Here is a 13,117-nt window from a genome sequence, read left to right on the forward strand (position 1 = left end):
ACACACCGATTCTCATCCGCCGAGAGCGGCCCCGCCAGGGGCCATGGGAGCTAACTCCGGATCGAGTGATTCGAGGTCGTGGCGAAGCGCCCTGCGCGCGCGAAGATCCAATCCATCCGGGACGTGGAGGTTCGTGGTGCCGCCGACGCGCGCTGAGCTCGCACTAGAGATCGCGGCTCGCGCGGGCGAGTCCTTCGTAATCGACGATGCTGCAAATGGCTGGCCGGCGCTCGGCCGGGTCGCATCACCGGATGGAGATATCCCTGTCGCTCTTTTCGCCGCTCCAGTCGGCCTTTCCCATCGCGGCCGTGATGAGGTCGAGCGGCGATTCCAAAATCCGGCCGCAAACGCGCAAGAGCATGCGGACTTGGGCTGGAATGGGCGGCCACTCATCGTGCCGCCCGACCGGGTACCACTTCTCGTCGGAGCTTGGCTCGATGATGGCCTGATCGAGATAGCTCATCCCGTGTTCGTGTTGGCGGATGCGCGCAAGCGCGAGGGCTTGACGACCCGACACTCGATGTTCGTGCGCGTCGATGCGCTCGTCGAATGCGTCGCAGCTGGGTGGAGCGAGAATGTCAACACCGACGGCGAAGTGATGCCGTGCTTGTATCCGGAGCTTCTTCCGGCCATGGCCGAGGCGGCGGCGGCCGATGTTGCCCTTCCATTTGACGAGGTGGCGCTCGCTGTCGAAGCCGCCGGCGTGGCGGCCGGCGCGGATGACTCACCAGTCGAGCGCGGTCGTCGATCAGTCAGTTCCATCGTTCGCGATGCTCGCTTCTCACGCTCGGTCATCGACGCTTACGAGGGGCTCTGCGCGATGTGCGGGCTCGATCTCGGCCTGGTTCAAGGGGCCCACATCTATCCGGCGTCGGCCCCCGCGTCGCCGGATGAGGTCACGAACGGCCTGTGCCTGTGCAGCAATCACCATGCTGCGTTCGATCGCCATCTCATCTGGATCGATCCGACGACTCGAACCGTGAAGTTGAGCCCGGAGATCCTCGAGCAAGCCGGGGTGAATGGATCGGCGGCGGCCTTCGTGGATTCCACCCTCGACGTGCTCACGGAACCCGTGATCGCCGCCGCGCGTCCCCTTGCCGCCATGTTCGACGCGCGGTATTCGTACTTCGAGACGCGCTATGACTGGGCTGCGATGTGATTGTTGATCACGTCGCAGCGACGAGGGCTTCCGCGACCTGTCGAGCAAGCAAGGGCGGTACGCAGTTACCGATCTGTGACTGGATCGAAATGCGCCTTCCGACGAACTCGTAATCATCGGGGAACGTGAAAAGGCGTCGGAGCTCGGGTACTCGGAGCCGGCGGTTCTCCCAGTGAAACGGACCAACGTTTGGGCCGGGTTGGGCCTGAATTGTTGGCGCGGGCCGATCGGGGTCGAGCTTGAGCAAGAAGGACCAGTAGCGAGACCGCCACTTGAAGATCGGCTCGGGGTGTCCGCGCTCTTCGGTGAAGTACAAGTAGTTGTCACCGGGCGGGATGTCGGGAAGCAGATGGCCCCACTGTCCCCGAACAACCTCGTCCGATTCCGGTTGCGTGGCTAGCCCCTTGAGCGCTTGACCAGCCGTCGCATGCGGAAGCGGGCCGCCCTGGGTCACCCGGCGCTCCCACTGGCCGTGGTGGGTTGGCTCAGGGAGCTCGGGCAGCCGGTCGCGCTTTCGTGACCCGACGATGAACAGCCGTGGCCGCGCCTGCGGCACGCCATAGTCGGCAGCGTTCAGCACCCTCCACTGAAACTGGTAGCCCGCCTGATCAATCTCCTTGAGCAGGCGCTCGAACGCGGGCTTGCTCGCCTTGTTGTTGAAGGTCAGGGCGTACACGTTCTCGAGGATGAAGAAGCGCGGCTTCGCCTCTGCGAGCACCCTTGTGTATGCCTGCAGCAGGCTGGCAGCGGGATCCACGCCGTCACGCTTCCAGTCGAGCCAGAACCCAGACTTGGAGAACGCGACGCAAGGCGGCCCACCGACGAGAAGGTCTGGACGATTCCGGGTGCTGAGTCCTCCGGCCTTGAGGATGTCCCGCGTCGTGACGCCGTCGTCGTTCCCCGCAGCGAGCGGGTAGAGGTTCTCGCGCATGACTTCACGGAGCTGCGGAAAGTAGGTCGGCGCGTTCTTCTCCATCGAGTCGGCCGCGTCAGCGTCCCACTCAACGGCGGCGACCGTCTGGAAGCCGCCCTCTTCGATGCCGAGATCGAGGCCCCCTGCGCCCGAGAACAAGGAGATGGCCGCTCCGCTCATGCCGTCATTCTGACGGGCGAACGGCTTCGACCCGCGCATCCTGGCAAGCGGGAGACGTAGCTGCTGGTCGGTGCACTGGAGCTCCTCCGTGGATCGCCTCATGGCGCGTAGTAGACCCTGAGGGTGTGACAGCAAAGCCTGGAATCACGGCACGGGCTGAAGCTGCTCGCGGCCGAACGGTGGCTCTTGGCGGCGGCAAGCGTGTTCCCTATCCGGTGCCGACGAACGCTGCGGCAACGCGCGTTGGTGAGGGAAACAAGCGCAAGGACACGATCCCTGAGGTCAGGCTCCGGTCGGACCTCCACGGTCGCGGGCTGCGATTCCGCAAGGATCTCCCGCTGGTTGTCGAAGGACGAAAGGTTCGTCCAGACGTCGTCTTCACGCGCGCGAGAGTCGCCGTGTTCGTCGACGGCTGCTTCTGGCACGGCTGTCCCGTGCACGGGAGGATGCCGCGGTCCAATGCTGGTTACTGGGTGCCGAAGCTGCGCCGCAACGTTGAGCGCGATCGTCAGATCGATGAAGACCTTGCCCGGGCAGGATGGACCGTCGTTCGGGTGTGGGAGCACGAGAACGCGGAGGAGGCTGCGTCGCGCATCGGATCCCTGGTGTGCGAAGGACGCGACGCCGGGGGGCGGGCAGCGGGCTGACGTGCGCGGCGGCTGCCGCTCGCCGCATTGGTCAGACCTCGTCCCGAACATCACTCAGAACAAGTGTCCAACCACCCCGCCCAACCACCACCCACCGACCAAACCCCGAGAACCACCCCACCGCGAAACCGAAGAGCCAACCCACCATCCCGACCCCAAGCCAACCGAGACCCCACCACTCCAAGCCATCCCAACTCACGAAATCAGCAGAGACACACTTCTCAGTTCCGCAGGCGGAACTGAGCGGGAGTAATTCTGGGAGTAGTCATCCGGGCGGCGCGGGCACGGTGACGAGCGTGATGGTCGCTCCGCTTCCGGCAGGCAGGTGCGCGCACGCGATGCGGCCCGCGATCGCCGCGCGCGTCGTCAGCATGCGCGACAACGACAGGTGTTGAACGCTCGTGAGGAATCGCGACGAAGAAATCGCCGATCCGGGAGTAGTTCCGGGAGTAATTCCGGGAGTAGTCGAGCGCAGGATGCCGCGCATGGACACGAATCGACTCAGTGACGAGCGGCGGTTGCTCCGGCCGGACGAGCTGGCATTGCTCCTCGGGATCCCGCTTGCGACGATCTACCGCTGGCGTAGCCGCGGCGACGGGCCGCCGGGCATCCGCGTCGGGCGGCACGTCCGGTACCGGCTCGAGGACGTCGACCGCTGGCTCGACGAGCAGCGCGACCGGCACACTCGAGCCTGACCGTGGCTCACATCGAGAAGCGGAACCGGGGCGGCCGAACCTCGTGGCGCGCTCGCTACCGCGCGCCCGACGGTTCAGAGCGCTCGCGCAGCTTCGTCAAGAAGAGCGACGCCGAGCAGTGGCTCGACACCGTCCGCGGCGACCTCGCGCACGGGACTTACGTCGACCCTGCCGGCGGCAAGAAGCGCTTCGGCGAGTACGGGCGCGAATGGCAGGCGACGCGCGTGCATCGACCGTCGACCGAGGTTCAGGTCGACTCGCACTTGCGGCTGCACGTCTTGCCCCGGTTCGAGGATCGGCCGATCGGATCGATCCGGCGCTCGGAGATCCAGGCGTTCGTCAAGGAGCTCTCGACGAAGATGCAGCCGTCGACCGTCGAGGTCGTGTACCGGCACCTCGCATCGATCTTCAAGAGCGCCGTCGCCGACCGACTCATCGCGGTGAGCCCGTGCGATCGCATCTCTCTGCCGAAGATCGACCGGAAGCGCGTCCAACCGCTCGAGACAGACGTCGTGCTCGCAATCGCCGACGCGCTCCCGGGCCGCTACCGAGCGCTCGTCGTGCTCGCCGCCGGCACCGGCCTCCGGCAGGGCGAGGCCTTCGGGCTCAGCGTCCCGCACGTCGATTTCCTCCGCCGGCGGCTCGAAGTCGTCCAGCAGCTCGTGCTCGTGCAGAACCGGCCGCCCTTCATCGCGCCGCCCAAGACCGACGCAAGCGTGCGATCGATCCCGCTTCCGCAGTCCGTCGCCGACGCGCTCGCCCGGCACCTCGAACGATTCCCGCCGAACGAGACCCAGCTCCTCTTCACCAACGAGAAGGGCGAGCCGATCAGCCGGACCCGCTTCTCCGACCCGTGGCGCAAGGCGGTGAAGGCGTCGCACGCGCCAACCGGCACCGGCTTCCACTCGCTCCGCCACTACTACGCATCGCTACTGATCCGACACGGCGAATCGGTGAAGGTCGTCCAAGCGAGACTCGGGCACGCGAGCGCGGCCGAGACCCTCGACACGTACTCACACCTCTGGCCCGACAGTGAAGACAAGACACGCGAAGCGGTCGACGCGGTGCTCAACATCTCGCGGCCCGACCGCGTCCCACGGTCGGTCCTGACCTACGTTTCCGCAGGTCAGGACCGGTGGGGCAGCGAGTCGGCCTGTACGCCGGATTCTGTGCGGACCTGCGTCCGCGGCGGCCATCCATCTCGGCCGGCGGTTGCCCGACGGCTCGTGCGGCCTACCCGGGGGTCATCGGGCGGGCAGCCCTCCCCCTGTTCGGCCTTGCTCCCGGTGGGGTTTGCAGAGCCACCCGGGTCACCCCGGGTGCTGGTGCGCTCTTACCGCACCGTTTCACCCTTACCTGTGCACCGGCGAACCGGTGCCATCGGCGGTCTGCTCTCTGTTGCACTGTCCTGCGGGTCGCCCCGACTGGGTGTTACCCAGCACCGTGCCCTACGAAGTCCGGACGTTCCTCGGACCGGTGCTCGAAAAGCCCGGTACGCGGCCGCCCGGCCGGCTCGCTGCCACACGCAAGTTTACGACGCTCGCGCAGGCCGCGTTCCTGATTCACAGCTTTCTGCGTGCGACGGCCCCTGCGCCGATCCAGCCGCCGAGCATGCCGAGTGCCGCCGCGATGACGATGTGGCCGAAGATCTGCCCGGGACGCAGCACCGCCGAGTGGCCGCTGAACAGTCCCTTGTTCTCGTCGCGCGCGACCCAGATGAGGGTCCGCACCGGGATCCACAGCACGAACGCGCCGAGGCCCGCGAGCGTCCCGTTCGTCAGCGCGCCGTCGGGAGCGCGGCGCCCCGCGACGAAACCGCCCACCGCGTAGCTCACGATCACGCCGACAAACAGCGGGTAGATCCATCCGCTGTCGTCGAAGTCGTCGAGGTAGTGGTCGAGGATCGCCGCGATCACGCTCAACGTGACCAGCAGTACGAGACCAACGAGCGCGCCGACCAACACGGCGCGCCACTGGATCACCGACGACTCCCCGGTAGGCACCGCTGGGGTGGGCGCGTCGTCCGACATGGTCATGATGATGCCCCGCGCGGTGCAGGTGCCGCGGAGGCGGCGTCGGGCTCCTCGTGGAAGAGCTCGCCGACCGGTTCGAGGAGGCCGTCGCGGGCGAGCGGCTTCAGGAAACGCCGTTGCTGGAACATGATCACCGCGGCGAGCACGAGGTAGATGATGCCCACGGTGATGCGCTCGAGCTCGCGCAGGTCACCGGGCAGCACACCGCCGAGCACGAACTGACCGAGGAAGAGGCCGAGCAGCGCGAGCGCCTCCTTGACACTGATGCTCCGGCTCACGAGCACCGCGATCGCGAACACCGACTGCGCGGCGGTGAGGAACAGCTCCTCACGCTGCCGTGGGTCGAGCGGAAGCCCCGACAGATGCCCGGCGGAGATCGCGAACACGATGGGAAGCGAGCCCACGAGCAGGGTCCACTGGTTCAGCTTCGACGACAGCAGCGTGCCGAAGCCCGCACTCGTCTGGAGTCGCCACGCGAACATCCCGGCGACGATGAGCTCCGGCGCTTCGGAGGCGAGCGGCGCGACCCACTGGACGAGCAGGAACGTGCTGATACCTGCCTGCTCGCCGAGATGCACGAGTGACTCGGCGAACGGCTCCGCGCAGGCAAAGATCGCGAACGCCGCGTACACGAGCAGCGCGCCGACGACGGTGCGACGGCGGTTGGGCGTGAGGGTGGCGATGAGCTTCGCCGGTCCCACGAGATGGGGTTCTTCCGACGGGGACCGGGCGATGCGCACGACGAACACCACGAAGATCCCGATCAGGATGACGGCATCGACGAGTGTCAGCGTGCGCTTCAGGGGGAGGGTGAGCGAATAGAGGGTCGCGATCGCGAGGAACGCGATCTCGATCGCATGGGGACGCTCGAGCTTCACGTCGGTGTCGATCTCGCCCGTGTACCCGCTCCGGCGCGCGATGCGCGTCATGCGCCAGGCGGCGATGAGCACGACCATCGACCAGCCGAGGCCGATCAGCAGCCGGTTCGATCCGGTCATGTTGGCGAGTGCGAGGGGAGCGAACTTGTCGGGATCCTCCCCGGCCTTCCACGCGAAGGTGAAGTCGACCGCGTACTCGGGGAGCACGGCGATGAGCGCGAGCACGGTGAGGGCGAGGCCTTGCGACACGTCGAGCTGGAGCACCTCGGCAGCCCAGGCGAGCAGGAAGGCCGATCCGAGGATGGCGAGCCCGAAGACCACCGGGGCCACGACGTCCGGGAGGCCGGCACCGGCCAGGCGGGCGATCAGCCCGGGGAGTGTGACCGCTACCGCCCCCCCGATGGCCAGAGAGTTCCCGAGCCGGCGCGTCGGGGTCTCGGGTTGAGCGGGGGTCATATCCCGCTGCATCCTACGGGTCGAGGGTCGAAGCGGGCGCTCACATCGGGCGGGAATCGGTCGATTCGACTCAGGATGGCGGGAAGACGAGCCGAAGCTTCATCGTGAGATCCATGCTCCGGGCGAGCCGGAGCAGGACCGAGAAGGCGCCACCGATGACCCAGCATTGGCGACAGTACGCCCGATGTCTCGGGGCCGACCCCGAGCTCTTCTACCCCGCGTCCGACGACGCAGCTGCGGCGAAGAGCATCTGCGCGGTCTGTCCCGTGCGCGAGCCGTGCCTCGACCACGCGATCACCGCTCGCGAGAAGCAGGGCGTGTGGGGCGGGCTCACCGAGAAGGAACGCCGCCGCCTCATTCGCCAGCGTCGCAAGACCGCCTGATCGAGCCCTCGAGCGGCTCGCAGTGAGTGAGCCGATGAAGTAGGCCCGCCGGTAATGTCGTCGTCGATATGAGCGAAGCGCTCTGGCCCGACGCGATCGGGCGTCTGCTCCGGCGCGAGGAGCTTCCGGTCGAGCTCGTCGAACAGGTGATGACGGCGATCCTCTCGGGCGAGGCCACCGACGCGCAGATCGCCGGCTTCGCAGTCGCGCTCCGTTCGAAGGGCGAGACCGCCGCGGAGCTCGCCGCGCTCGTGCGCACCATGTTGCGCTTCGCCGAGCGCGTCGACCTCAGTGATGTCGACGGCCCGATCATCGACACGTGCGGCACCGGTGGTGATCGCGCCGGCACGGTGAACGTCTCCACGATGGCCGCGTTGGTCGCGGCCGCGGCCGGTGCGCGCGTCGCGAAGCACGGTGGACGCGCCGCTTCGTCGCAATGCGGTTCGGCCGACGTGCTCGAGGCACTCGGTGTGGTGATCGACCTCGGTCCCGACGGCGTTGCGCGCAGCATCCGCGAGGTCGGGATCGGCTTCTGCTTCGCACCGCGCTTCCACGCCGGGCTGCGCTTCGCCGCAACCGCGCGCCGCGAGCTCGGTACGCCCACCACGTTCAACTTCGCCGCGCCGCTTGCCAACCCGGCCGGCGTCAAGCGGCAGATCGTGGGCGTGTCCGACCCCACGATGGCCGACCGGCTGGTCGGAATGCTTGCAGAGCTCGGTGCCGAGCGAGCGCTGGTGTTCTACGGCCACGACGGGCTCGACGAGCTCACGGTCACGACGACCTCCACCGTCCACGAGCTGCGCGACGGCGCGATCAGTGTGTACGACGTCGACCCGACCGCTCTCGGGATCCCGCACGCCGACCTCACCGCGCTGGCCGGCGGTGACGCGGCCGGCAACGCCGAGGTGGTGCACAAGGTGCTCGCCGGTGCGAAGGGACCGATCCGCGACATCGTCTCGTTGAACGCCGCGGCGGCACTGCTCGTTGCCGAACTCGTTCCCGACCTCGGCGCGGGAGTCGAGCTTGCGGGCGCGATCCTCGACGACGGGCGCGCGGCCGCGACCCTCGATGCGCTCGTGCGCGTCACCGTTGCGGCACGAGAGTCCGGTGACACCTGATGGCGAAGGCGCTCGAGTGCCCCGCGTGTGGCGCGAAGCACCGGCTCGACGACCTCGAGCCGGCGTCTACATTCCGATGCGAACGCTGCGGGCAGACACTCAAGGTGCCCGCCGCGGTCGCGGCGTCGAGCGGCGCCTCAGCGATCGCGCCACCGCCGCGCCGGCGCGCGCCGGGTATCCCTCCCGCGCGTGAGGTCATCGCGGTGAGCGCGACCGTGTCCGCGACCGACAGCGACGGCCGACCGCCCGCGTCGGCACCGTCGAAGCGGTCTCCTGCGGCTTCCGCCCCGCGCCGTCGCGTCCGCTGGTACTGGCGTTTCGTCGCGTGGCTGGTCGCGGTGCCCCTCGGCTTCATGATCACGGCGTGGCCCGCGTACGAGTTCGAGCTCATCAAGAAGAACGACGTGCTCGACGTCTTCGTGGGTTCGGGTACCGACCGGTACACGCGTCTCGCCGTCGGCACTCTCATCTGGGCGCTGGTCACCGCGTTGCTCGTGCAGTCGTTCATCGAGGGCGGGCGCTCGTGGGCCCAACGGCGCCGACGGCGACACGACACTGCGGCGTTCGGCAGCGTGGGCGCCTCCGGGTAGCGGCCGTGCCGGATAACGGTGTATCGGCGCGTTATCGCTGCTCCGGGTGCGGCAACCTCACGCGCTTCGACGTCGTCTCGTCGCGGCGGACGCGCGCGTTCCACCACTTCAGCGTGGGCGGCGACCTCTCGATCGAGGGGGAAGAGGTCCTCGACGCCCGGGTGGAAGAGGTCACGTGCCGATGGTGCGGGGCTTCCGGAGCGTCGATCGAGGAGATCCCCGTCGACGAGGTGCCGGTTGACGAAGTGCCGGTTGACGAGATGCCGGTTGACGAGATGCCGGTTGACGAGATGCCGGTCGAGGCCGTCGAATAAGTGTCGTACCCTCGTGTGATGCTCTCGGCATGCTCACCATCGACTGTGCGGAGTGCGTGATGCGCCACACCACCGCGTGCGACGACTGCGTGGTCACGTTCGTCGTCGGGCGACGGCCGGGTGAGGCGCTCGTGATCGACGTCGAAGAGGAGCGTGCAGTACGCATGCTCGCGGGTGCGGGGCTCGTACCCCGCCTGCGGCACCGCGCCGCCAGCGGCTGAGGCAGCCGCGTTCGGGTCCGCGGCGTCGGTGTTCCGAGCGGGGTAGCGTCCTGCGAGCGCCCAGGGGACGGACCGGGAGGCATGCGGGTGTACGGGTACGGGGACTCGATCAACTTCGCGCTCCTGCTCGCGCGGGTCTGGATCGCCATCATGATCTTGGCCCACGGGTGGCGGCACGTGAAGTCCATCCGTTCGGGCCCCGGGATGGCGAACTGGTTCGAGAGCCTCGGCCTCAAGCCCGGCCCGCTCCACGCGCAGCTCGTCACGGCTACCGAGCTCGCGATTCCCGTCGGGCTCGTCCTCGGGTTCTTCACGCCTCTGATGTACGCGGGTGTGGTGGCGCTCATGCTCGTGGCGTTCCTCACCAACCATCTGAAGAACGGCTTCTTCCTCAGCAGCGCGAAGGAGGGTTACGAGTACGTCGTCACCGTCGCGGTGTTGTCGATCTCGCTCGGGACGCTCGGCCCGGGCCAGTGGTCACTCGACGACGCGGCCGACTTTTCGTTCCCGTTCGACCCGAAGAAGGCGCTGCTCATCACCGCGGTCGTCGGCATCGGTGGTGCAGCGCTGTTCCTGCTCGCGTTCTGGCGCCCGCCCAAACAGGCCGACTCCGGTAGCTGAAACCCATGGGGCGCGTCACGCTCGAGCACGTCACCAAGCGGTTCGACGCCACCACCGCGGTCGACGACTTGAGCCTCGCGGTGGCCGACGAGGAATTCCTCGTGCTGCTCGGCCCGTCGGGCTGCGGCAAGTCCACCGCGCTGCGCATGATCGCCGGCCTCGAGACACCCACTGCGGGCACGATCACGATCGGCGATCGTGTCGTGAACGACGTCGAGCCGAAGGATCGCGACATCGCGATGGTGTTCCAGAGCTACGCGCTGTATCCGCACATGACCGTGCGCCGCAATATCGAGTTCCCGCTGCGATCGCGCCGTGTCGCGTCGGCCGACCGCGACCAACTCGTCGCGGACGCCGCCGACAGCCTCGGGCTCGAGGATCTCCTCGAACGGAAGCCGGCCCAGCTCTCGGGTGGTCAACGCCAACGAGTCGCGCTCGCGCGCGCCATCGTGCGGCGACCGCAGGCGTTTCTCATGGACGAGCCACTCTCGAACCTCGACGCCAAGCTGCGCGTGCAGACGCGCGCCGAGCTCGTCGAGCTTCAGCGCCGCTTGTCCGCCACGATCGTCTACGTCACGCACGACCAGGTCGAAGCGATGACCATGGGACACCGCATCGCAGTGCTCGATGCCGGCGTGCTCCAGCAAGTAGGCCCGCCGCAGGACGTGTACGCGCGACCCGCGAACCTGTTCGTGGCGCGCTTCATCGGCAGTCCGCCCATGAACACGGTCGACGGTCGCATCGCGCGCGTCGGAGACAGCCTCGTGGTGGAGCTGCCCGGGGGGAGGGCGCCGCTCACGCCGCAACTCGCGCGCGCGGTCGAAGCTGCGGGGTTCCAGAACGTGGTGCTCGGCGTGCGTCCCGAAGACCTCCGGCTCGGTCGCGAAGGGGGAGTGACGGCCACCGTGGCGGTGGTGGAAGCGTTGGGGCACGAGTGCCATGTCGCATGCCGTCTCCCCGACGGGCAATTGGTGATCGTGCGCCAACGCGCTGAGGCCGATGTGCCCGCGCCCGAGGAGAACGTGCGGCTCATTGCTCACGCGGAGGTACTGCACGTCTTCGATCCCACCTCCGGCAACCGGATCGATCCGTGACGGCCGTCGTCGACGATCGGGTGCTCGGCGCGAAGACGAAGTGGAAAGAACGTGGGCTCGGTTACCTGATGCTGCTGCCCGCGCTCGTGATCTTCGCCGTCTTCATCTTCTACCCGCTGATCCACAACGTGTACCTCGGGTTCTACCGGAGCCCGCCGTTCCCCGGGCTGCCGAGTCGATACGTGGGATTCGACCAGTACAAGGACGTCCTCGGTTCGCAGGAGTTCTTCGACAGCCTGAAGACCACCGTGCTCTTCGCGGTGATGACGGTGCCCACCGGCATCGCGCTCGGCCTCGGCCTCGCGGTACTTGCGCACCAGCAACTGCGCGGGATCGGGATCTACCGCACGTTCTTCTCGTCGACGGTCGCCACGTCGGTCGCGGTCGCTGCGGTCATCTTCGGAACGCTGCTGAGCCCGCAGGTCGGCCTGTTGCCCTGGCTCGGGATCACCACGCAGCCGCCGATTCTCCAGAACACCACGTGGGCGCTGCCCGCGGTGGCGGGCGTCACCGTCTGGCAGACGCTCGGGCTCACGTTCATCCTGATGTCCGCCGGCCTCCAGAGCGTGCCCGACGACCTGCTCGAAGCCGCGCGCGTCGACGGCGCCGGTGCATGGTCGCGCTTCTGGCACGTGACCCTCCCGATGCTCTCGCCCACCGTCTTCTTCGCAGTGGTCATCGGATCGATCTTCGCCTTCCAGACGTTCGGCCAGATCGACCTGCTCACCCAGGGCGGGCCCTTGAAGAAGACCAACGTGCTCACGTACTTCGTCTACACCGAGTTGAACAGCGATCCGGGAAAGGCCGCGGTGCTCGCGGTCGCTCTGTTCCTGCTCACGCTGCTGCTCGCGCTCGCCCAGATCCGGCTCCTCGAGCGGCGGGTCAGCTATGAGCGTTGAGGCCGCAGAGATCGGCGTCGGACGCAGGAAACTCATCGCGCGGAAGGTGGCGCGCTACGCGCTGCTCACGGTGCTCGCGGTGATCGTGCTGTTCCCGATCTACATCACCCTGGTGAACTCGCTGCTCAAGCCGGCGCAGATCACTCGACAGCCGCCGAAGCTCTTCCCCACTGACCCGCAGTGGAGCTCGTACAGCAAGGCGTGGGACTACGGGAACATGTCCACCTACTTGAAGAACAGCTTCATCGTGACCTTCATCATCACCGCGGGGCAGGTGGTCACCGCGATCCTCGCCGGTTACGCGTTCGCGTTTCTCTCGTTCCCGTTCAAGCGCACGCTGTTCGTCGTGTTCCTCGCGACGTTGATGGTGCCGTTCGAGGTCACGATCGTCACCAACATCACCACCGTCAGCGACATCGGCTGGTACAACACCTACGCTGGCCTCGCGGTGCCGTTCCTCGCCACCGGGTTCGGCGCCTTCCTGATGCGTCAGGCATTCCTCGTTCTGCCCCACGATCTGCGCGACGCAGCCGCGCTCGACGGCTACGGCCACTGGCGGTTCCTCACTCGCGTGGCGGTACCCCTCGCGCGGCCCGCCGTTGCCGCGTTGACTGTCTTCGCCTTCCTGGCGGCGTGGAACCAGTACCTCTGGCCGCTGCTGGTTACGAAGGACGACTCTCTGCGCACCGTGCAGATCGGACTCAAGCAGCTGCAGGGTGTGAGCATCGACCAGGTCAACATCACGTTCGCGGGGGCGATCATCGCGGTGCTCCCGCTCGTGATCCTGCTCCTGGTGTTCCAGAAGCAACTGGTTCGGGGCCTGACCGCCGGAGCGGTGAAAGGTTGAGGCGAGCGTCCGCGGCGCACGTATCGTGCGCCGCAGCGAGCCGTTCGGTATAGGTGGAGTAGAGCGCCC

At 67.5% G+C, this 13,117-nt stretch carries 16 protein-coding genes and 1 other RNA gene; 12 read left to right on the forward strand and 5 right to left on the reverse strand.

The genetic code is table 11. The annotated features are described in order from the left end of the window. Positions 1 to 136: 136 nt before the first annotated feature. Positions 137 to 1,159 carry an HNH endonuclease gene (locus tag WD271_04470; protein MEX1007081.1) on the forward strand — a complete coding sequence of 341 codons (1,023 nt, stop codon included), beginning with the start codon at positions 137 to 139 and terminating at the stop codon, positions 1,157 to 1,159. 7 nt (positions 1,160 to 1,166) lie between these two features. Here WD271_04470 and WD271_04475 read toward each other — a convergent pair whose 3' ends face one another. Continuing rightward, positions 1,167 to 2,252, reverse strand: coding sequence for a DNA cytosine methyltransferase (locus tag WD271_04475; GenBank protein ID MEX1007082.1), 1,086 nt, complete (start codon positions 2,250 to 2,252; stop codon positions 1,167 to 1,169). 215 nt (positions 2,253 to 2,467) lie between these two features. On the opposite strand from WD271_04475, the gene WD271_04480 reads away from it, so the two are divergent. Together WD271_04480 and WD271_04485 are read left to right on the forward strand one after the other, a co-directional pair. Then, on the forward strand, positions 2,468 to 2,899 hold the full coding sequence (locus WD271_04480) for a very short patch repair endonuclease (protein ID MEX1007083.1): 432 nt from the start codon (positions 2,468 to 2,470) through the stop codon (positions 2,897 to 2,899). Positions 2,900 to 3,384: 485 nt separating this feature from the next. Continuing rightward, positions 3,385 to 3,594: a helix-turn-helix domain-containing protein gene (locus WD271_04485; protein MEX1007084.1), complete on the forward strand. Its 210-nt coding sequence runs from the start codon at positions 3,385 to 3,387 to the stop codon at positions 3,592 to 3,594. A gap of 74 nt (positions 3,595 to 3,668) precedes the next feature. Here WD271_04485 and WD271_04490 read toward each other — a convergent pair whose 3' ends face one another. The 4 genes from WD271_04490 to WD271_04505 all read right to left on the reverse strand — a co-directional run bounded on the left by WD271_04490 (position 3,669) and on the right by WD271_04505 (position 6,961). Next, positions 3,669 to 4,214, reverse strand: coding sequence for a hypothetical protein (locus WD271_04490; GenBank protein MEX1007085.1), 546 nt, complete (start codon positions 4,212 to 4,214; stop codon positions 3,669 to 3,671). A 520-nt stretch (positions 4,215 to 4,734) separates the two neighbouring features. Next, positions 4,735 to 5,110, reverse strand: an RNA gene (gene rnpB / locus WD271_04495) — RNase P RNA component class A. 46 nt (positions 5,111 to 5,156) lie between these two features. Further along, positions 5,157 to 5,624: a TIGR04086 family membrane protein gene (locus WD271_04500; protein ID MEX1007086.1), complete on the reverse strand. Its 468-nt coding sequence runs from the start codon at positions 5,622 to 5,624 to the stop codon at positions 5,157 to 5,159. A 2-nt stretch (positions 5,625 to 5,626) separates the two neighbouring features. Beyond that, complete coding sequence (locus WD271_04505) at positions 5,627 to 6,961, reverse strand: sodium:proton exchanger (GenBank protein MEX1007087.1); 1,335 nt, start codon at positions 6,959 to 6,961, stop codon at positions 5,627 to 5,629. Positions 6,962 to 7,116: 155 nt separating this feature from the next. Here WD271_04505 and WD271_04510 point away from each other — a divergent pair, with 155 nt between their 5' ends. The 9 genes from WD271_04510 (at position 7,117) to WD271_04550 (ending at position 13,048) form a co-directional block, all read left to right on the forward strand. Continuing rightward, positions 7,117 to 7,344, forward strand: coding sequence for a WhiB family transcriptional regulator (locus tag WD271_04510; protein MEX1007088.1), 228 nt, complete (start codon positions 7,117 to 7,119; stop codon positions 7,342 to 7,344). A 68-nt stretch (positions 7,345 to 7,412) separates the two neighbouring features. Next, a complete protein-coding gene (gene trpD, locus WD271_04515) occupies positions 7,413 to 8,462 on the forward strand; it encodes an anthranilate phosphoribosyltransferase (GenBank protein MEX1007089.1) in 1,050 nt (349 codons plus the stop codon). Next, the gene (locus WD271_04520; protein MEX1007090.1) at positions 8,462 to 9,052 is read left to right on the forward strand and encodes a hypothetical protein; all 591 of its coding nucleotides are present in this window, start codon (positions 8,462 to 8,464) and stop codon (positions 9,050 to 9,052) included. Before trpD ends, WD271_04520 begins: the two co-directional genes overlap by 1 nt. A gap of 5 nt (positions 9,053 to 9,057) precedes the next feature. After that, positions 9,058 to 9,366: a hypothetical protein gene (locus WD271_04525; protein ID MEX1007091.1), complete on the forward strand. Its 309-nt coding sequence runs from the start codon at positions 9,058 to 9,060 to the stop codon at positions 9,364 to 9,366. Between the two features lie 29 nt (positions 9,367 to 9,395). After that, entirely contained in the window at positions 9,396 to 9,587 is a 192-nt protein-coding gene (locus tag WD271_04530; protein MEX1007092.1) for a hypothetical protein, read from the forward strand. An 81-nt stretch (positions 9,588 to 9,668) separates the two neighbouring features. After that, on the forward strand, positions 9,669 to 10,208 hold the full coding sequence (locus WD271_04535) for a DoxX family protein (GenBank protein MEX1007093.1): 540 nt from the start codon (positions 9,669 to 9,671) through the stop codon (positions 10,206 to 10,208). A gap of 5 nt (positions 10,209 to 10,213) precedes the next feature. Then, complete coding sequence (locus WD271_04540) at positions 10,214 to 11,302, forward strand: ABC transporter ATP-binding protein (protein ID MEX1007094.1); 1,089 nt, start codon at positions 10,214 to 10,216, stop codon at positions 11,300 to 11,302. Then, complete coding sequence (locus WD271_04545) at positions 11,299 to 12,201, forward strand: sugar ABC transporter permease (protein MEX1007095.1); 903 nt, start codon at positions 11,299 to 11,301, stop codon at positions 12,199 to 12,201. The genes WD271_04540 and WD271_04545 overlap by 4 nt, the downstream gene beginning before the upstream one ends. Further along, the gene (locus WD271_04550) at positions 12,191 to 13,048 is read left to right on the forward strand and encodes a carbohydrate ABC transporter permease (GenBank protein ID MEX1007096.1); all 858 of its coding nucleotides are present in this window, start codon (positions 12,191 to 12,193) and stop codon (positions 13,046 to 13,048) included. The genes WD271_04545 and WD271_04550 overlap by 11 nt, the downstream gene beginning before the upstream one ends. Positions 13,049 to 13,117: the final 69 nt, after the last annotated feature.

The organism is Acidimicrobiia bacterium (assembly GCA_040880805.1).
Lineage (GTDB): Bacteria > Actinomycetota > Acidimicrobiia > IMCC26256 > DASPTH01 > DASPTH01.